This is a genomic window from Ruegeria sp. CDSC054 (assembly GCF_059610645.1).
In genome coordinates, this window is sequence record NZ_JBXWOA010000001.1 from 443,852 (window position 1) to 463,276 (window position 19,425).

20 protein-coding genes are annotated in these 19,425 nt (G+C 58.0%); 10 read left to right on the plus strand and 10 right to left on the minus strand.

The features are described 5' to 3' along the window. The first annotated feature begins 23 nt into the window (after positions 1–23). The gene (gene tpiA, locus AC2FGC_RS02220) at positions 24–773 is read left to right on the plus strand and encodes a triose-phosphate isomerase (RefSeq protein ID WP_496781352.1); all 750 of its coding nucleotides are present in this window, start codon (positions 24–26) and stop codon (positions 771–773) included. A 2-nt stretch (positions 774–775) separates the two neighbouring features. On the opposite strand, the gene AC2FGC_RS02225 is transcribed toward tpiA, so the two are convergent. The 6 genes from AC2FGC_RS02225 to AC2FGC_RS02250 form a co-directional block, all read right to left on the minus strand. After that, a complete protein-coding gene (locus AC2FGC_RS02225) occupies positions 776–1,087 on the minus strand; it encodes a DMT family transporter (RefSeq protein WP_496776692.1) in 312 nt (103 codons plus the stop codon). A 330-nt stretch (positions 1,088–1,417) separates the two neighbouring features. Continuing rightward, complete coding sequence (locus AC2FGC_RS02230) at positions 1,418–2,794, minus strand: TRAP transporter large permease (protein WP_496722617.1); 1,377 nt, start codon at positions 2,792–2,794, stop codon at positions 1,418–1,420. Beyond that, positions 2,794–3,471, minus strand: coding sequence for a TRAP transporter small permease (locus AC2FGC_RS02235; RefSeq protein ID WP_058271493.1), 678 nt, complete (start codon positions 3,469–3,471; stop codon positions 2,794–2,796). The genes AC2FGC_RS02230 and AC2FGC_RS02235 overlap by 1 nt, the downstream gene beginning before the upstream one ends. Positions 3,472–3,586: 115 nt before the next feature. Further along, positions 3,587–4,588: a DctP family TRAP transporter solute-binding subunit gene (locus tag AC2FGC_RS02240; protein ID WP_109311602.1), complete on the minus strand. Its 1,002-nt coding sequence runs from the start codon at positions 4,586–4,588 to the stop codon at positions 3,587–3,589. 371 nt (positions 4,589–4,959) lie between these two features. Continuing rightward, positions 4,960–6,189: a sigma-54-dependent transcriptional regulator gene (locus tag AC2FGC_RS02245; protein ID WP_496781353.1), complete on the minus strand. Its 1,230-nt coding sequence runs from the start codon at positions 6,187–6,189 to the stop codon at positions 4,960–4,962. Continuing rightward, the gene (locus AC2FGC_RS02250; protein WP_496781354.1) at positions 6,186–7,919 is read right to left on the minus strand and encodes a sensor histidine kinase; all 1,734 of its coding nucleotides are present in this window, start codon (positions 7,917–7,919) and stop codon (positions 6,186–6,188) included. The genes AC2FGC_RS02245 and AC2FGC_RS02250 overlap by 4 nt, the downstream gene beginning before the upstream one ends. Positions 7,920–7,966: 47 nt before the next feature. On the opposite strand from AC2FGC_RS02250, the gene AC2FGC_RS02255 reads away from it, so the two are divergent. Then, positions 7,967–9,148: a cytochrome P450 gene (locus tag AC2FGC_RS02255; protein WP_496722611.1), complete on the plus strand. Its 1,182-nt coding sequence runs from the start codon at positions 7,967–7,969 to the stop codon at positions 9,146–9,148. Here AC2FGC_RS02255 and AC2FGC_RS02260 read toward each other — a convergent pair. Then, complete coding sequence (locus AC2FGC_RS02260; protein ID WP_058271489.1) at positions 9,145–9,624, minus strand: Lrp/AsnC family transcriptional regulator; 480 nt, start codon at positions 9,622–9,624, stop codon at positions 9,145–9,147. The two genes, AC2FGC_RS02255 and AC2FGC_RS02260, sit on opposite strands and share 4 nt — an antisense overlap. 143 nt (positions 9,625–9,767) lie before the next feature. Between AC2FGC_RS02260 and cobA the strand changes: the two genes are divergently transcribed. From cobA to infC, 7 genes are all read left to right on the plus strand, one after another. Next, the gene (cobA, locus tag AC2FGC_RS02265) at positions 9,768–10,544 is read left to right on the plus strand and encodes a uroporphyrinogen-III C-methyltransferase (protein ID WP_496739888.1); all 777 of its coding nucleotides are present in this window, start codon (positions 9,768–9,770) and stop codon (positions 10,542–10,544) included. Continuing rightward, positions 10,544–10,858, plus strand: coding sequence for a DUF2849 domain-containing protein (locus AC2FGC_RS02270; RefSeq protein ID WP_170557547.1), 315 nt, complete (start codon positions 10,544–10,546; stop codon positions 10,856–10,858). The genes cobA and AC2FGC_RS02270 overlap by 1 nt, the downstream gene beginning before the upstream one ends. 68 nt (positions 10,859–10,926) lie before the next feature. Next, positions 10,927–12,591 carry a nitrite/sulfite reductase gene (locus AC2FGC_RS02275; RefSeq protein ID WP_496781355.1) on the plus strand — a complete coding sequence of 555 codons (1,665 nt, stop codon included), beginning with the start codon at positions 10,927–10,929 and terminating at the stop codon, positions 12,589–12,591. After that, complete coding sequence (locus tag AC2FGC_RS02280) at positions 12,581–13,342, plus strand: phosphoadenylyl-sulfate reductase (RefSeq protein ID WP_109311607.1); 762 nt, start codon at positions 12,581–12,583, stop codon at positions 13,340–13,342. Before AC2FGC_RS02275 ends, AC2FGC_RS02280 begins: the two co-directional genes overlap by 11 nt. After that, positions 13,339–13,746, plus strand: coding sequence for a DUF934 domain-containing protein (locus AC2FGC_RS02285; protein WP_496781356.1), 408 nt, complete (start codon positions 13,339–13,341; stop codon positions 13,744–13,746). Before AC2FGC_RS02280 ends, AC2FGC_RS02285 begins: the two co-directional genes overlap by 4 nt. A 107-nt stretch (positions 13,747–13,853) precedes the next feature. Continuing rightward, a complete protein-coding gene (locus tag AC2FGC_RS02290; protein WP_113789088.1) occupies positions 13,854–14,687 on the plus strand; it encodes a ferredoxin--NADP reductase in 834 nt (277 codons plus the stop codon). A 127-nt stretch (positions 14,688–14,814) separates the two neighbouring features. After that, positions 14,815–15,396 carry a translation initiation factor IF-3 gene (infC, locus tag AC2FGC_RS02295; RefSeq protein WP_496722603.1) on the plus strand — a complete coding sequence of 194 codons (582 nt, stop codon included), beginning with the start codon at positions 14,815–14,817 and terminating at the stop codon, positions 15,394–15,396. An 88-nt stretch (positions 15,397–15,484) separates the two neighbouring features. On the opposite strand, the gene AC2FGC_RS02300 is transcribed toward infC, so the two are convergent. Then, a complete protein-coding gene (locus AC2FGC_RS02300) occupies positions 15,485–16,807 on the minus strand; it encodes an aspartate aminotransferase family protein (RefSeq protein WP_496781357.1) in 1,323 nt (440 codons plus the stop codon). Further along, positions 16,804–17,574, minus strand: a complete 771-nt coding sequence (locus AC2FGC_RS02305) for a beta-keto acid cleavage family enzyme (protein WP_282168403.1) — start codon at positions 17,572–17,574, stop codon at positions 16,804–16,806. Before AC2FGC_RS02305 ends, AC2FGC_RS02300 begins: the two co-directional genes overlap by 4 nt. A gap of 101 nt (positions 17,575–17,675) precedes the next feature. On the opposite strand from AC2FGC_RS02305, the gene AC2FGC_RS02310 reads away from it, so the two are divergent. Further along, a complete protein-coding gene (locus AC2FGC_RS02310) occupies positions 17,676–18,563 on the plus strand; it encodes a MurR/RpiR family transcriptional regulator (protein ID WP_496781358.1) in 888 nt (295 codons plus the stop codon). A gap of 48 nt (positions 18,564–18,611) precedes the next feature. Here AC2FGC_RS02310 and AC2FGC_RS02315 read toward each other — a convergent pair whose 3' ends face one another. Next, positions 18,612–19,403 carry an FAD binding domain-containing protein gene (locus AC2FGC_RS02315; RefSeq protein ID WP_282168405.1) on the minus strand — a complete coding sequence of 264 codons (792 nt, stop codon included), beginning with the start codon at positions 19,401–19,403 and terminating at the stop codon, positions 18,612–18,614. Positions 19,404–19,425 lie beyond the last annotated feature (22 nt).

The window sequence follows — 19,425 nt, forward strand, 5'->3', positions numbered from 1 at the left end:
CGACTTATTTGGGGGTACGCGTTATGCGGCGCAGGCTGGCAGCTGGAAACTGGAAAATGAACGGAACCGCGGCTGCATTGCCCGAGCTTCTGTCGCTGGCTACATCGTATCCTGATGCATCAGTAGACGTCCTGATTTGCCCACCGGCAACGCTATTGCATCGCGCGGCAGAGGCGGTAAAAGACACCGGAATTACCGTCGGCGGTCAGGATTGCCATGCAGCCGAATCCGGCGCACATACCGGCGATGTCAGTGCTCAGATGCTGGTTGATGCAGGGGCAAGCACCGTCATTCTTGGGCATTCAGAGCGGCGCGAAGATCACGGCGAGCAGAATGAGGATGTCCGCGCCAAAGCACGTTCCGCAATGGACGCGGGCCTGAAAGCCATCATTTGCGTCGGCGAAAGCCTGGAACAGCGCGAGGCCGCGAACACACTGGACATCATCGGCGGTCAGATGTCCGGCTCGATCCCAGATCAGTCGACCGGTGAGAACCTGGTCGTCGCCTATGAACCAATCTGGGCCATTGGCACCGGCAAAGTCCCAACGCTGGACGAGATCGGAGAAGTGCACGACTTCATCCGCGCCCGGCTTGAGCGTCGATTTGGCGAAGGTGTCGGCCGCTCGGTCCGGTTACTTTATGGCGGTTCGGTCAAACCGGGCAACGCAGCCGAAATCTTTGCAGTTTCCAACGTGGACGGGGCGCTGGTGGGCGGCGCAAGCCTGAAAGCCGAAGACTTTTCTGGCATTATCGACGCCCTGCAAAAGGCCTAAGCTCAAGCCAATTTCATCGTCACCAGCCCGGCCACAATCAGGGCCGCCGCGATCAGGCGGGGCGCGGTCAGCGCCTCACCCAGAAACATCACGCCGACCATGAAGGCACCAACGGCGCCGATGCCTGTCCAGATCGTATAGGCCGTGCCTAAGGGCAAATCCCGCATCGCAAGGGCAAGCAACCCGAACGACCCGATCATTGACGCACCCATCAAAGCCGTAGGCCATAGGCGCGTGAAACCGGCGGATTGCTTCATGGCGACGGCCCAGACAATTTCCAGAAGGCCAGCGAATAACAAAAACATCCAGGGCATAGAGACACCTCACATCTCTTCGGGTCGTCCCGAATGATCAGCCAACAAGGCGAGGTCGTCCTCTTTCCCGTACATAAATTCTCTTGCCCTGTATTCAAGAGGGCGCGGCGTGCAGATCAAAACCTCCAACGCGGCGCGACCCGAAAAACCCAGTATCTGTTGCGCCCATCGGTGATTCCTGCCCTCAGATGACGGCATCCGTTACTGGAGGACACGCCGTCACCTTGCCTATCGCGGGATCGCTCTGGGTGCGGAATACTCAAAAATGGCGGCATATAAAAAAGGCCGGGTCTGGCATAGACCCGGCCTTTCTTGTCGCAGGTATACCCGCTAGTTCGTCACGATTTCCGGACCCATAAAGGTATTAGGCAAGAAGGTCGAAATCCACGGTATGTACGTCACCATGATCAGGAAGACGAACAATACGGCCAGGAACGGCAGCGCCGCCTTCACAACGCTCATCATCGGCATACCAGCCACGCCCGAAGTCACGAACAGGTTCAGTCCGACCGGAGGCGTAATCATCCCAATCTCCATGTTGACCACCATGATGATGCCCAGGTGGATCGGGTCGATGCCCAACTCGATGGCGATCGGGAACACCAGAGGTGCCACGATGACCAACAGTCCCGAAGGTTCCATGAACTGACCACCGATCAGCAGGATCACGTTGACCACAATCAGGAAGGTGACTGGTCCCAAACCCGCCGACAGCATTGCACTAGCGATGTGTTGAGGCACCTGTTCATCGGTCAGCACGTGCTTGAGGATCAGCGCGTTAGCGATGACGAACAGCAACGTCACCGTCAACTTACCGGCCTCAAACAGCGTGTGCTTGGTGTCAGGGTGAAAGAACGCCGTGACCAAAGCATAGGGCTTTTTCAACAGCGGAATGTTCTGCCCGTCCCCATTGGTGCTGAGGGGCCCCATGTCCTTGTAGACAAAGCTGGCGATAAAGAAGGCATAGACGGCAGCGACGGCAGCGGCTTCGGTCGGTGTGAAGATCCCGCCATAGATGCCACCCAGAATGATGACGATCAGAAACAAGCCCCAACCAGCTTCGCGGGCCGAAGTAAATATCTCACCCCAACCCTTCCATTCACCCTTGGGCAGGTTCTTGACTTTGGCCATCACATAGATCGTGACCATCAGCATCAGACCCGCCATCAGGCCCGGAATGACGCCCGCAAGGAACATCCTCCCGACCGAGACCTCAACGGCGGCGGCATACACCACCATGACAATGGACGGCGGGATCAGAATGCCCAGTGTACCCGCGTTACAGATCACTCCCGCAGCGAATTCCTTGGAATAGCCAACCTGCCGCATACCGGCGATGACGATGGAACCGATGGCCACAACAGTCGCCGGAGACGATCCCGACAGCGCGGCAAACAACATGCAGGCAAAGACACCCGCAATCGCCAGGCCGCCCGGCAAGTGCCCGACACAGGCGATGGAAAAGCGGATGATCCGCCGCGCCACTCCACCGGTCGTCATGAAGGACGATGCAAGAATGAAGAACGGGATCGCCAACAGAGTGAAGTGGCCTTCAAAGGCTTCGAACAGGGTTCCCGCGACCGAAGCCAACGAACTGTCAGAGTAGATCAACAGGAACAGGGTCGAGCTGAGACCCAGGGCTACCGCAATCGGCACACCGATCAGCAACAGGCCGATGACCATAGAGAAAAGAAGTACGACGTCCATCAGTCATGCTCTCCTTGCTGAGCCCGGACTTCTTCGATCTCGTCCTCGACTTCGTGACTGGCAACAAGACGGTCGGTCTCACCACGCCAGATTTGTACTGCGACCTGAGCGAAGCGGATCACTAGAAGCAGCATCGACACCGGCAGCACCAAATACGGCACCACCTTGGGCAATTTTTCATACCCCTCGCCGTAGTTGATCAGATCCTCGAGGAAGCGCAGTGGCGCGACCATCGGGATATCGTCGACCTCGTAGAAACTCTGGCTGCGTGCGTCGAAATTGAACCCGGTCGGGAACCAGCGGCCCGAGGTGGGCGGCAGGTCCGCAAACACGGCCCAGTAGTCATACGACCCTTTCAGCAGCAGAAGCGAGAACACCAGACAACACGCCACCGATATCAGCGCCAGAATGCGGCGCGGCGCCGGGGCCAGCATGTTCAGGATTGCATCAACACCCAGATGCGCGTGTTTCTTGACCGCATAAGAGGCCCCCAGCAACACCAGCCAGCCAAAGGTGAAAACCGTCAGCTCAAGCGCCCATAAGATGTTGGAATTGAACACAAAACGCGCGATCACGTTGGCGAAGGTTACGACCGTCATCACGCCCAACAGGGCGGCAATCATGGTCTCTTCGATATGGTCGACCAGCCCGCCTTGGCCGGGTTTCGAACCAGACATTTTTCTGTCCCCACATTATTGGTGATGAGAGTTAGGTGTGGCGGGCCAAATTACGGCCCGCCCAGCCTGCGTGTCCGCCACTCCCCAGTCTTTGGACACGCGGCCTCAATCGGGATCAGAACCCGGCGTTGATGGCCTGAGCGGCGTCGATCTTATCCTGACCTACGTCGTCGGAAAACTGGTCCCAAACGGGCTTCATCGCATCGACCCAGGCCTGGCGCTGTTCGGGGTTCAGTTCGCGGATGATTCCGCCGGCATCAGTGATCGAAGCCTTGGCTGCTTCGTTCACCGAGAAGGCTTCCTTGTTCCGTGTCTCGGTCACTTCGCCCAGAATCGTCAGGAACTGATCGCGCACCTCGGGATCAAGGCTGTCCAACCAGTCAACCGATGTCACGACCAGATAGTCGATGATGCCATGGTTGGTCTCGGTGATACCGTCCTGCACTTCGAAGAACTTTTTGCCATAGATGTTCGACCAGGTGTTTTCTTGGCCATCCACAACGCCCTGCTGCAGCGCGCCGTAAACTTCCGAGAACGCCATTTTCTGCGGGCTGCCGCCAATGGCTTCCATTTGGGCTACCAGAACGTCCGAGGATTGAACACGGAATTTCAGGCCTTCGGCATCCGACGGAGCCTCAAGCGGTTTGTTGGCCGACATCTGTTTCATGCCATTGTGCCAGAACGCCAGCCCTTGCAGGCCGCGGCGCTGCATGCTGTCCTTCATGGCCTGACCATCAGCCGAAGCTTGGAATGCATCAACTGCGTCGATGTTCTTGAACATGAACGGCAGGTCGAACAGACGGAATTGCTTGGTAAACTTCTCGAACTTCGACAGCGACGGCGCGGCCAGCTGGACATCGCCTTGAAGCATTGCTTCAAGCACCTTGTCATCGTTATAGAGCGTTGAGTTCGGATAGACCTCAACGCACATCACGCCATTCATCTCGTCATTGACGCGCTGCTCCAGCAGCGATGCCGCGATGCCCTTGGGGTGTTTGTCCGTGTTCGTCACATGCGCGAACTTGACGACAATCTCGCCGTCATCACACGCGGCCATACCGGCGGTTGCTGTAACACTCAACGCCAGCGCGGTCGCGGCAGTTGTCAGGAATTTCATCTGTCTTTTCCTCCCAGACTTCCATGAAACCTTCAGTCAACGCCAGATCGGCGTCTCATGTGGCGCAGTGAAGCGAATCAAGGGGCACCGCTCAACTTTTTGTTCGAAATTCGGAAAGTTCAAATATTTTTGTTTTACTTCATAGTTTTAGAAGGCACTTCCCCGCCATCAAAAGGCAGTGACACTACCCGTTGTGCGAAAATCCGCACATTTATTCCCCCGGCTGTGCGGATTTCCGCACGCACTTCGAATCAGATCGAACGACTCACCCCCTGATTCTCTGGTGACTACCCGCAGCCTGCGAATGCAGGCTGCCCGGCCCAACGCCTTTAAATGCATGATAATGCAGTCAAAGGCGGCGGGTGCCCCCGTTAGCGCCGATAGTCTTCTGGGCGAATCTGAAAGCGCGCCAGTTTGTCGTAAAAAGTCTTGCGCGGCAGTTTCAATGCTTTTGCCGCATCCGAGGCTTTGCCATTGTGCCGACCCAACGCCGCAATCAACAACGACCGCTCTACGCGTGCCATTTGCTCGTTCAGCCCCAGATCGGCGGCACGTGCAACCTCTTCCGGCATCCCCAACACGAACCGCATCGCCGCCGACATCAGCGATCTGGCGTTACCCGGCCAATCGCTGGCCATCAATGACGCAAGTTGCTCCGAGGTGATCTCGGGCTCGGCAATGCCCGCCTGTTCTGCCGCTTGCGCGACATAATGGCGAAAGATCACTGGTATATCTTCCGGCCGTTCCGCCAGCGACGGGATGCGCACACGCATGACATCCAGGCGATAAAACAGGTCGGCATTGAATTGGCCCTGCTCTGACAGCACCGCCAGATCTGCGGTTGTTCCCGCGACAATCCGTGAACCGGTGCCCTGCTCTATCATTTCAAGCGCGGCGTATTGCGTGGCGTCTGGCATGGCCGAAACCTCATCCAAGAACAACGACCCACCGGCCGCATCTTCGCACACGCGTACCAACCCCTCGGGCGTCAGCCCTGAGGCCGGGCGCTTGACGAACGGCCCCTGCCCGACCGGCGACATCAGATGAACGACTTCGGCCACCTTCGATATCCCGCTGCCCGGTGGCCCGGTTACCAGAACTTCTGCCCCGGTGGGGGCGACGGATCGGACCCGTTCACGCAGGGCCTCGGCCTGTGCCGAAAGGCCGAACAAAAGCCGCGCTGCCGGATCGCCGCGCTCAAGCTCTGATTTGAGGGCACGCTGTTCGATCACCTGCGCACGCGCGTCAAAGGCACGTTCCAACACGGGCAGCAGGTCCGCCGCCGCACATGGCTTTTCCAGAAAGTCAAAAGCTCCCTGTCCCATGGCCTGCACCGCCATCGGGATGTCGCCCTCACCGGTCAGCAGGACAACGGGCAAGTCGGGGTCGACCTCGCGCGCATAGTTCAGCAGATGAAAACCATCCCGGCCCGGCATACGGATGTCCGAAACGATCACACCCAGAAAGTCGGCGCGAATATGGTCTTTAGCTGCCACAAAGGATCCCGCCGTAACCGGATCATAATCTGCCAGCTCAAGCGTTTGCGCCAAAGCTTCGCGGACGGCAGCGTCGTCATCAACCAGTAGAATTTTCCGCGTCATGCGACCTCGTGCTCCGTGAAAGGCTCAAGCTCGACCGTAAACAATGCCCCGGTGTCCAGATTTGCGCCCCGGATATTACCTCCAAAGCTTTGCACCAGACCATACGAAATCGAAAGCCCAAGCCCCATCCCCTCAGAGGATCCGACAGCCTTGGTCGTATAGAACGGTTCGAACAGTTTTTCCGAGTTTTCGATGCCCGGGCCGATATCGCGGACAGTCACGGCCAGCTTGTCGCCGCGGTCGATCGCAATGCGGATGAGGCGGTCGTTTTGCCCACTCATCGCGTCGGCGGCATTGTTAATCAGGTTGACGAACACCTGAACCAACCGCACCTCGCCACCCCATGCGTAAACCGGGCTATTGGGCGGGGCCCAATCCATACGGACATACTCGGTCCGCAACCGCGCCTCGGTTAACTCTACCGCCGTATCGATCACCTGAACCAGGTTAACCTTGCCCATCGGTTCACTTTCGTTGCGAGAAAAGGCACGCAGGTTCTTGATGATACGCGCCATGCGCGCCGCCATGGCAGAGATACGCGTCAGGTTCTCCGACGCTTTCTCATCCCGGCCGCGGGATAGAAAAGCCGCGCCATTATCTGCGAATTGCTGAATTGCCATCAGCGGTTGGTTCAGTTCGTGACTGATACCCGCCGACATCTGACCCAACGCGCTGAGTTTACCGGCCTGGATCAGCTCTTCCTGAGCGTGTTTCAGAGCCGCTTCTGCGTCTTCACGTTCACGCACTTCATGGCGCAGTGCGGTGTTTGCAGCTGTCAACGCATGCGTCCGTTGCGCGACCCGGCTTTCCAGAATCGTGTTGGCCTCAGCCAATGTGCGCCTGCGTTCGGTCGCCAGATACAACAGCGCGCCGAAGGCCAGACAGATTGCAGCAACGGTCGCCGCCTGCAACCCCGCCAAACGCTGCGCGGGGGCCACATCGACCAGAACCTCAGCCGTCATGTCGATCACCGGCAAGTCCAGCATCAGGTGTAAAGCGCGGCTAGGCAGATACCGCCCCCAATTCAGTTCCCAGACCTCGTGCGGACCGACCAGAACCGAGGCAAAATCGACCACCCCGCCGTCTGGAGGTGTCAGGCCCAATTGACCCTCATCCCGGTGCCAAAACAACAAATCCGATCGGTTTGAGATAAACACGACACCGTCCCCGTCGGTGAAGAACACCGCCTCGGTACTGCCGCGCCAGGTCTGTTCCACATCCTGCACATCGGCCACAACGATTAATACACCCTCGACCTGACCAGCATCGCCAAAGGCCGGGGCGGCGTAAGAATAGGTGCGATCTCCGCTGCTTTCCACAACCCCATGCGCGCTGCCCATTGCGCCCTGCAATGCGCGCCGAAACGCGGGGTGGTCTGCCATGTTTGGCCACTCAACCGGCTGCGCCGAGGCCAGCACCTGCCCGCTTCGGTCAAGATACATCATGTTGACGGCCGACGTTTTGTCGGCGACGTCCAGCAATATCGCGCGCGCTGCCTGTTGTTGCACCGGTGTCTCTAGGGCGCGCAGGACCGGATGCGTGGCCATCAGCACGGCCAGTTCCTGATAGACCTGCATCTGAGTGCTGAGCCGGTCGGCAGCCAGTTCAAGGTCAGCCTCGGCCTTTTCGCTGAGCTGCGACAGCGCTTGACGATAGCCATAGGACCAGACCCCTGCGGTCAACAGGCCGACAGCAAACAAAAATCCTAGAATGACCCAAACGCGTTGCATGATATAGGGTCTTGCATTCGGCGCGCCGCATGGCAAGTCTGCGCCGCATGAAGACGGTATTTCAATCTCCGGTCGATCCGGAATTCGTGCAGAACCCCTACCCGTTCTATGATCAGGCCCGCGCGAGCGGTGATCTGGTCTATTGGAAGGAATATGGGAAGGTCGCCGCAGTATCCCAGCGGGCGGTCTCGGCCCTGCTGAAAGATCGCCGCTTTGGTCGGGAAGTACCCGAGGAAATGCAAACCCCTGGTCCGGCGCATCTTGCCCCTTGGCTGGCGGTCGAGGCGCATTCGTTGCTGGAAGCCGAACCGCCAAAACACACACGCCTGCGTGCATTGGTGATGCGGGCATTCACGTCCCGTGCTATTGCGGCACTGGAACCTTCGATCCACGACCTAACCCATTCTTTGATTGACGCATTTCCCGACCAGCCGTTCGATTTGCTCTCTACCTTTTGCACCCAAGTTCCGGTCATCACGATCTGCCGCCTCTTGGGCGTGCCCGAGGATATGTCACCCAGCCTATTACGCTGGTCACATGATATGGTGGCAATGTATCAAGCCAGCCGTACGCCCGAGACTGAGACCGCTGCCGCAGCCTCATCCCAGGAATTCTCCGACTTTCTGATCGACTACATCGAGCAGCGCCGCAGCGATCCGCAGGACGATCTGATCACACGGTTGATCGCGGCCGAAGCGGATGGCGAAAAGCTGTCACGCGAAGAGCTGGTCGCCACCTGCATTCTGCTTTTGAATGCCGGGCACGAAGCGACGGTGCATTCACTTGGAAACGGCGTAAAGACCGTTTTGCAAAATGGCATCGGACCGCAATACTTTGCGCCGGACAGCATCGACCGCACGGTAGAAGAGATTTTACGCTATGACCCGCCGCTGCACATGTTCACTCGCTATGCCTATGAAGACATCGACGCATTTGGGTACAGTTTCAAACGTGGTGATGAGGTCGCGCTACTACTGGGCGCTGCGAACCGGGATTCTGCGGTCTGGAGCGACCCGGACAGGTTCGATCCCACCCGCGCCATCGTCACGAACACCAGTTTCGGTGGCGGCCTGCACTTTTGCGTTGGCGCCCCTCTGGCACGGATGGAAATGCGCATCGCACTGTCCACGCTGTTCGACAGATATCCGAACCTTCGCCTGAGCGCCGAGCCCGAGTATTCGAATACCTACCATTTTCACGGGCTGACCAAACTAATGGTGCAGACCTAGCTTTCGATCAGCGCTTTCAGAGGTAACATGGTGGTGGACTTGATTTCTTCCATCGACAGCAAGGCGGTCACGTTGTGCACGCGCACTTCCGAAATCAGCGCCTGATAGAATTCGTCATATGCACGCGCGTTCTTGACCCGCACCTTTAGGATATAGTCGATGTCCCCGGCCAGCCGATGCGCCTCTTGCACTTCGGGCCTGTCCCGCAGAGCTTTCAGGAACTTATGCTGCCAGTCAGCCTCGTGTTCCGACGTTCGGATCAGAACAAAAAACGTAGCTTCAAATCCCAGCGCTTCGGCGTCCAGCAAAACGGTCTGTTGACCGATCACTCCGGCCCCTTTCAGTTTGCGTATCCGATTCCAGACCGGGGTCTTGGAACTGCCGACACGAGCGGCTATTTCGTCCAGCGATTGACTGGCGTCCCGCTGCAGCTCGACCAGAATTTTCCGATCCGTATCATCAATCCGCACCGACATTCCAAATTTCCCTTCGTTTCGAAACCAATGTCCCGTTTTGCCGTTGGCGCGGAACATTTGTCCTTATTTGTTCGCCTATATGGCGCATTGGCGGGAATATTTCCTATATTGCAACACAAGTCAAACCACACTCGGGACACGAAATGCAGCTTACGCAATCATATGATGGCACAGGACATGTCGACTTTGTCGGCGCGGGTCCGGGCGATCCGGAATTGCTGACGCTCAAGGCACTGAACGCCTTCGAGCGCGCGGACGTTGTTCTGCATGACCGTCTGATCAGTGATGAGGTCCTGGCCTTGGCCGGAAAGACCGCTGTTCTGGTCGATGTCGGCAAGGCTGGTTTCGGCCCGTCTTGGAAACAAGAAGACATTGACGCCCTGCTAGTTGAACACGCCCTGAAAGGTCAGCGCGTCGTGCGCCTGAAGTCCGGCGACCCGACCGTGTTTGGACGCCTAGATGAAGAGATCGAAGCGGTTGAGGCTGCTGGCATATCGTGGCGGATCGTTCCGGGCATCACGGCTGCGTCGGCAGCGGTTGCCGGAATCGGTCAAAGCCTGACACGGCGTGGCCGCAATTCTTCGGTTCATTTTTTGACCGGCCATGACATGAAAGGGTTTGCGGATCACGACTGGACCGCGTTAGCGCGCACGGGTTCGGTTGCAGCGATTTACATGGGTAAAAAGTCCGCCCGCTTTATTCAAGGCCGCCTGATCATGCACGGCGCAGATCGCCAGACACCGGTGACATTGGTCGAAAACGCTACGCGCCCCGACCAGCGCATTCTGGAAACAACGCTGGACCAGTTGCCCACCGATTTGAACGCCGCCGAAATGGACGGCCCTACCCTGACATTTTATGGCCTCGCCCCGCGCCAGGCGGCCGTGGCCCTGACCGAATTCAAGAAGGAGCACGCCTGATGGCCCGCGCTTTTACCCCCAAAGTGGTGACCGCCAACGACTTGTTGGAAGGTGACGTTATCTATTTGACCGAAGACGATCGCTGGTCACGCGAATTGTCCGAGGCCGAGCTGATCACCGACGAAGCCCACGCGCAGGTCCGCCTGCTGGATGCAACACGTCAGGCCAGCAAGATCGTTGGTGCTTATCTTGCCGATGCCGTCGCCGGCGACAACGGCCCCGAGCCCACCCATTTCCGGGAAGACTTCCGCCGCACTGGTCCGTCCAACTATGCCCACGGCAAACAGGAAACTTCCCCGCAGCCCCGGGCCTAACCTCTGGCCCGTCTCTCTCCCCTACTCAAGGCCCCAAGGTTCGGGGCTGCAACTAAGGACAGCTAATCATGTATCGCTACTCCGAGTTCGACACAGCATTTTTGGCAGAACGTAACGCGCAGTTCCGCGCGCAGGTCGAGCGCCGCATTGACGGCTCGCTCACCGAGGATGAATTCAAACCCCTGCGCCTGATGAACGGCCTGTACCTGCAATTGCATGCCTATATGCTGCGGGTTGCCATTCCATACGGCACGCTCTCCAGCGCGCAGATGCGTCAACTGGCCCTGCTGGCCGAGAAGTGGGACAAGGGCTACGGCCATTTCACCACCCGTCAGAACATTCAGTATAACTGGCCGAAACTGAACGACGTGCCAGACATGCTGGACGCGCTGGCTGAGGTTGGCATGCACGCTATTCAGACCTCGGGCAATACAATCCGCAACGTGACCGCCGACCATTTCGCCGGTGCCGCCGCGGATGAGGTCGCCGACCCGCGCCCTTATGCGGAACTGCTGCGACAGTGGTCGACCGACCACCCGGAATTCCAGTTCATGCCGCGTAAGTTCAAGATCGCCATCACCGGCTCGGAAAACGACCGTGCCGTGATTAAGGCGCATGACATCGGCCTGCAACTGGTCGAGCGTGACGGCGTTCTGGGTGCCCGCGTTATCGTGGGTGGTGGCCTGGGCCGTACGCCGATGATCGGTAAAGAACTGTCCGAATTCGTCGCCTTTGACGACCTGCTGGCTTATCTAGAGGCCACCGTTTCCGTGTGGAACCAGATTGGCCGCCGCGACAACAAGTACAAAGCGCGCATCAAGATCACGGTGCATGAGCACGGCATCGACGCCATCCGCGCCAAAGTCAACGAGCGCTTCCTGCAGGTTCGCCCGCAGTTCAAAGGCGCGGATATGAACCTGTTGGAAGAGATCAAGGGCCACTTTGCCCCGCCAACCTTCCGTGAAGCCTCGGTTGCGTCGTTTGAAAGCGCTTACACCAACGATCCGGTCTTCCGCTCGTGGGTCGACACCAACATTGCGCCGCACAAGAACGCGGACCACGCGATCGTCACCATCTCGATCAAGAAGCACGGTCAGACGCCGGGCGATGCGACAGCTGAGCAGATGCGTGTGATGGCTGATCTGGCCGAAGAGTTCGCCTATGACGAGCTGCGTATCAGCCATGAGCAGAACGTGATCCTGCCCCATGTCCACAAGTCGGACCTGCCTGCGATCCATGCGAAGCTGAAAGAGTACGAACTGGCCACCGCCAATATCGGCCTGATCAGCGATATCATCGCCTGCCCCGGCATGGATTACTGCGCGCTGGCAACGGCCCGTTCAATCCCGGTTGCACAGGAAATCGCGACCCGTTTCGATGATCTGAAGCTTGAGCATGATATCGGTCACCTGAAGATCAAGATCTCGGGCTGCATCAACGCATGTGGTCACCACCACGTGGGGCACATCGGCATCCTGGGTCTGGATCGCGCAGGCGTCGAGAACTACCAGATCACTCTGGGTGGTGACGCGACCGAAACTGCAGCCGTTGGCGACCGCACCGGCCCGGGCTTTGCCTATGATGAGATCGTGCCTGCCGTCCAACGCATCGTCGAAACCTATCTGGAACAGCGTGACAGCGCCGAAGAGACATTCCTTGAAACCTATCGCCGCGTAGGCATGGCGCCGTTCAAGGCTGCCCTCTACCCCGAGGCGCGAGCGAATGCCGCTTGACCTGATCCAGACGGAACTGGGGGCTGACCGCGCGGAGCTGACCGAAAAGGTCGAAGCGCTGAACACCCAGTTCCGCCACCACAGTGCCCATGACGTCATGCATGGCGCGTTGGAGGCAATCGAAGAGCTTGCTTTGGTCTCCAGCTTCGGGGCGGAATCGGTGGTGTTGTTGCACATGGCAGCCGTGGTCGACAAAGCCACGCCGGTCCTGTTTGTGGACACGCAGATGCTGTTCACCGAAACGCTGGAATATCAGCAGGACGTTTCAGATCGGCTTGGCCTGAAGAACGTCCACATCATCCGCGCAGATGATGAGGATGTTCAGCGCGAAGACCCCTACGGCGCCTTGCGCCTGAGCGACACGGATGCCTGCTGCAACCTGCGCAAGACCTTCCCGCTGCAGCGTGCTTTGGCGGGCTATGACGGCTGGATCTCGGGTCGGAAGCGGTTCCAGTCTGGCACACGCGCCGCGCTTGACTTCTTTGAGGTCGAAGACGGCACCGGTCGGATCAAGGTAAACCCGCTGGCCCATTGGGCGCCCGAAGACGTGCGCGCCTATATGGATGAAAACAACCTGCCCCGGCATCCGCTGGTGGCCAAAGGTTACCCCTCGATCGGCTGTGCGCCCTGCACCTCACCGGTCAAAGAAGGGGAAGACCCTCGCGCCGGACGCTGGCGCGATCAGAACAAAGAAGAATGCGGCATTCATTTTGTCGATGGCAAGATGGTGCGCGCTGGAGAGAAAACATGAACGTAATCGTAACGGATGAGGGGTTCGCCCCCGACGACTGGACAGATGGCTTTGTCACGCTGGAAGACGCGGCCAATGATGTGGTTGCGCTGGACGTCGCCTCGGACACTGACCCCGATGAGCTTGTCGATCGCCTGGGTAGCGCCCGCATGGTCCGCGTGGACTTCCCGTCTTCGGCGGATGGTCGTGGCTTTACCATCGCCCGCGTGCTGCGCCTGAAAGGCTACACCGGTCGTCTGCGGGCCCGTGGCCATGTTCTGGCCGACCAATACGCCATGGCGCGCCGCAGCGGGTTCGATGAAGTCGAAATCGACGACGCACTGGCCAATCGCCAGCCGGAAGATCAGTGGCTGGCCCGCGCCAATTGGAAAGATCATAGCTATCAGGCCCGCCTGCGCGGCTAACCCCGCCAATCGCCAGCTTGTGACTTCAAAGGGGCATTTAGCCCCTTTTCCTGACTTGGATCAAAGATTAAACGGAGATGTCGGTTTACCCAGCCGATAGTGAAACGATGACAGAGATGAAACCCGTGACCGAAGCAACCGCCGTCAAGGCACCCGTCCTTCCGGACGCCCAGACCGTAACAGATGTCAAACATTGGACAGACAGCCTGTTTTCTTTCAAGGTCTCGCGTCCCGCCTCGCTGCGCTTCCGCTCGGGCGAGTTCGTGATGATCGGCCTGCTGGGCGACAACGGCAAGCCGCTGCTGCGCGCGTATTCCATCGCGTCGCCATCCTGGGACGAAGAGCTGGAATTCTACTCGATCAAGGTACAGGATGGCCCGCTGACATCGAAACTGCAGCACATCAAGCCCGGCGATCAGATCATTCTGCGGCCCAAGCCCGTTGGCACGCTGGTCCACGACGCCCTGCTGCCCGGTAAGCGCCTGTGGTTCTTTGCCACCGGGACCGGTTTTGCGCCCTTCGCGTCCTTGCTGCGCGAACCGCAGACCTATGAGGATTACGACGAGGTCATCATCACCCATACCTGCCGCGAAGTGGGTGAATTGGAATATGGCCGTCAGCTGATCGAAAGCATCCGCCAGGATGAGATGCTGGCCGAGCTGATGGGCGAAGGCTTTGCCGACAAAATCCGTTATTATCCAACCACCACGCGGGAAGAAAGCCCTAAGATGGGCCGCATCACCGAATTGCTGAAAGACGGCACGGTTTTTGCTGATCTGGGCATCGAAGGCGGCATCAAACCGGAAACCGACCGCGCTATGGTCTGCGGGTCTTTGGCCTTCAACCTGGACATCAAAAAGATTCTGGAAGAGTTCGACCTACGCGAAGGTGCCAATTCCGAACCCAAAGAATTTGTCATCGAAAAAGCCTTTGTTGGTTAACCCGATGCACCGGATCCAGGGCATTTGGCCCCGGACTGGCGAAAAACCTCTGACAAACCCCGTTTTTTCGGGCTGGCCTGTACTTATGCCGCTTGAATCGGCGTGCAGGCCAGTCTAAATTCCGGCCTTGAATTTCTGCAATCATCAAAGGAATGAACCCATAGCCCGCAGACCTCACAACGCGCCGCCGCAAAGAGACACCGGCCCCCGCGTCAATGATAAGATCCGTGCCCCCGAAATCCGTCTGATTGGCGCTGAAGGTGAAAATGTCGGGGTGGTTCATCCCGCCAAAGCCATGCAGATGGCAGTTGATGCCGGTCTTGATCTGGTCGAAATTTCGCCCAACGCAAACCCACCGGTCTGCAAGATCATGGACTTTGGTAAGTTCAAATACGAGACGCAGAAACGCGAAGCCGAAGCCCGCAAAAAACAGAAGATCATTGAGATCAAAGAGGTCAAATTCCGACCCAACACTGACACTCATGATTACGACGTGAAAATGCGGAATGTGTTCAAGTTTCTTGAAAACGGGGACAAGGTCAAAGTGACCCTGCGTTTCCGCGGTCGTGAAATGGCGCACCAAAATCTGGGTCGTGAACTTTTGGAACGTGTTGCGGCCGACACCAAAGACATCGGCAAGGTCGAAAACATGCCGAAGATGGAAGGCCGTCAGATGATCATGCTGATCGGTCCGCTGCCACAGAAATAAGCCCCTGTGCATATCGAATTCGAAACCCTGTCAGATCCGCTCTGACAGGGTTTTTTTGTTGGTTTTTAGGTACAGGCCACGCGGCGCTTCAGCCGGGGATTGAGGTTGAGATCGCCCGACCAAGTTTGCCCACAAGCTCGTCTATTTGCGCGTCTTCAATGATGAATGGCGGGGCCAGCAGGACATGATCCCCAAGACGCCCATCCCGTGTACCGGACATGGGATAGCAGATCAGGCCCTCAGCCAGCGCGGCTTTCTTGATTTTGCCTGCTACGCCATGAGCCGGATCAAACGGTGTTTTTGTTTCGCGATCAGCCACCAGCTCCAGCCCTCGAAACAGCCCCCTGCCACGGATATCACCGACATTCGGATGCTGTCCGAATTCGGCCTGCAACGCCGCTTGCAGCTTTTCGCCCATGACACCGGCGCGCGCGGGCAACGCGCGCGTGGTAAGTTCGGTGACAACAGCCAGGGCCGCTGCTGTCGCAACCGGGTGACCAATATAGGTGTGACCATGCTGAAAGAACCCGGACCCGTCGCGGATTGCATTATAGATTTTCCCGGTGCACATCATCGCACCAATCGGTTGGTATCCAGCACCCAACCCTTTGGCGATGCACAGAATGTCCGGCGAAACCCCATCATGATCGCAGGCAAACAAATGCCCGGTCCGCCCCATGCCACACATGACTTCATCAAGAATCAACAGAACGCCATATTGGTCACATATCTGGCGAATACGCTGAAAGTACCCCTCAACCGCAGGAACCGCACCCAGCGTTGCTCCCACGACGGGTTCTGCCATGAAAGCCATAACCGATTCAGGACCCAAGCGCAGGATCTCGGCCTCCAACTCATTCGCGACGCGCTGGCCGTAGTCAAAGCTACTCTCGGCATCCGGCTTTTCAGCGTATTCGAAACAGGGCGCGATATGTGTCATCTCGATCAGCATCGGAGCAAACTGCGCGCGCCGCCATTCGTTACCTCCAGCCGACAACGCGCCCAAAGTGTTCCCGTGATAGCTCTGCCGCCGCGCGATCACCCGGCGACGCTCGGGCTGGCCAATTTCAAGAAAGTACTGCCGCGCGAGTTTCATCGCCGCCTCGGTCGCCTCGGACCCGCCAGAGACAAAGTACACACGGTCCAGATCACCCGGCGCGTGTTCCACCAACAGGTCGGCCAGCGCCTCGGCCGGTTCGGATGTCATGAAACCGGTATGTGCAAAAGCGATCTGTTCGACCTGCCGCCGAACGGCCTCAATGACCGCCGGGTTCGAATGCCCAAGGCATGACACCGCAGCGTCACCACAATCCAGATAGCGTTGCCCCTGATCGTCGATCAGGTAACACCCGTCGCCACCAACGGCGACTGGCAAGTTCGATTTGGTATGACGTGGAAAAACGTGGCTCATTGCTGAGGTCCTTTCAAAGCCGCGACCAGCGCGGACACCGACGCTGCGTTGTTCGCCCAGGCACTTTCGTCCTGGGCGGTCAAACTGTTTTCAAATCCAACTCGCACATCCCCGCCACGATCCGCAGCCGTTTTTAGGCAAGCATGTTCCTGCTTTCCGAATGCACAGACCATCCAACTGGAGTGGGTTTGCCGAAAGTGATCAAGGTCTTCCGGTGCAGATTCCTGCCCCGAGGTGTAACGCCCCAGAACCAACAGCCGATCAGTTTGCCCGTCGCGGACGATCCCGCGGGCCTGCCAGTCTGCCAGAAACGCAGCATCTGCATCGTCATAGAGAATATGCTGAACATGCGTTCCCTGCTCAGCACACAGGCCATAAACACGATCCGCGAGGTCCGGCACGCGCGCGATTTCCCGGACCGAGATCGAAGCCCATTTTGGCTTTACGTGCTGCAAACAGTACAATTGGGCCGGGACATCAAAGATACCCGCCGCTTCGGTCGTAATCTGAATGTCCATTTCAGGCACGGCACGGCGCAACTCTGCCATCGTCTCAAGATAACGCCCGGCATCCAGAGAATGCTGCCCCTGATCATCGCGCACATGCAAGTGGATTCCATCTGCACCGGCCCGAAAGCAACTTTGTGCAGTCGATACGATCTCCTGCACCGACACCGGAAGCTGAGCGTGATCCGCATGCCCCCTCCGGGCACCGTTCGGCGCCACCAGAACATAGGGCGTATGCGATTGCGGCAGTGTTTTGGACATATGAGCACCCTTTTCAACTTTTAACCCAGTTAAGGACCTTAGGCGCGTTTTCAATTTACATCTTTCATAACATTTGTTTTCTTTCACGGATGACCAAGTCTTTGAGCCAGCTTACCGATGCTCTGCGACAGCAGATTGACCAGTTGCCTCCCGGATTGCAGATGGCGGCAAAATACATCCTCGACCATCCCGGAGATTTCGGGCTGGACTCAATTCGAGAAACCGCAGCAAAGATCGGCGTCAGCTCAAACGTTCTGGTCCGGCTGGCGGATCGGATGGGATATGACCGCTTCGACGGCCTGCGCGCTCCGTTCCGCGATGCGTTGGTCACAGATGGTGAGGATCATCTGAGCCAAAGTTGGCTTGCCGACATGCAAGACGGTGATTCATTCAGCGCTGCCCAGGCAAAATTTGCCCAGAATGCGCAGAACGTCGTTATGCGATCCCTGAGGTTAATGAACCCTGAACGCGTCAAGCGCGCCGTTGAAATTATGACGTCTGCTGACAGGTGCTTTGTCACCGCCACGCGCGCCAGCTATGCCCTGTCATACTATTTTTCTTATGCCGGACGCATGGCACACCCCGGTCTGCAACTTGTTCCGCGCCACATGGGGTCCGCGGCAGATGATCTGTTGGACGCAAGCCCCAACGATTGCCTGATTGCAATCACCGTCCATCCCTATTCCGCCGACACCATCCAATCAATGCGATTGGCGCGACGCATGAATGTGCCGCTCATCCTGATTGCCGACAGCGAAGTGATCGCATCCGGGATCGAGCCGGACGTGGTTTTCCCCATCAGCACGCGATCTCTGCACCACTTCTCGAACTATGCCGGGGCCATGGTGGTACTGGAATGCCTACTAGGTCACCTGTTTCAAGCGGGCGGAGACGTCGCGCGCGATCGCGTGGACAATTACCAAAAGTCCCGAGAAGACACAGGCGCATACTGGCAACCATCCCAGCCGCCCAGAATAAGACGGAAGTAAAAAAAAGCCCTGGCCATAAGGTCCGGGGCTTTTTTAAAAGTTTTAAGCTTACATGCAGGCTTCAATGGCCCGCTTAGTCATGACACTGACCAGATGCGCGCGGTACGCCTTGCTGCCGTGCAAGTCGGCAATCATGTTCGCGGGATTGATGCTCAGCCCGGTCAAGGCGTCCTGCCGAAACTCCTTGTTCAGGGCTTCTTCTGCCTCGGACCAGCGGAACACACCATCCTCACTGGCCCCTGTTACCGCAACGCGAACACCGTCGGCGAAGCGTGCCAGGTACACTCCGACCAGCGCAAAGCGCGATGCGGGTTGCAGGAACTTCTGATAGCTGGCCGCTTGTGGCACCGGGAAATTGACCGTGGTGATGATCTCACCTTCCTCCAAGGCTGTACTGAACAAACCCTCGAAGAAATCATCCGCTGCGATTTGGCGCGTATTGGTGATGATCGTCGCACCTGATCCCAAAGCGCCCGCCGGATAGCACGCTGCCGGATCATTGTTGGCCAGTGAGCCACCGATTGTTCCTCGATTGCGCACCGCCGGATCGCCGATCTGCCCAGCCAGTGCGGCCAGCGCCGGATAGCTGCCGGCGGCCTCTGACGCCACCGTTGCGTGGGTTGTTGCGCCACCAATGGCGACCGACCCGTCATCCTCGATGCAAACCCCCTGCATGTCGGGAATCCCACCCAGCGACACCAGCGTAGACGGCGCTGCCAATCGCTGTTTCAGCGTTGGGATCAGCGTCTGGCCGCCCCCCAACGCCTGTGCATCCTCGCCTCCCAACGCCGAAACGGCATCAGCAACGGTCGAGGGCTTTTCAAACTCGAAATTGTACATTTCGCTTTCCTTTCCGAAAGGC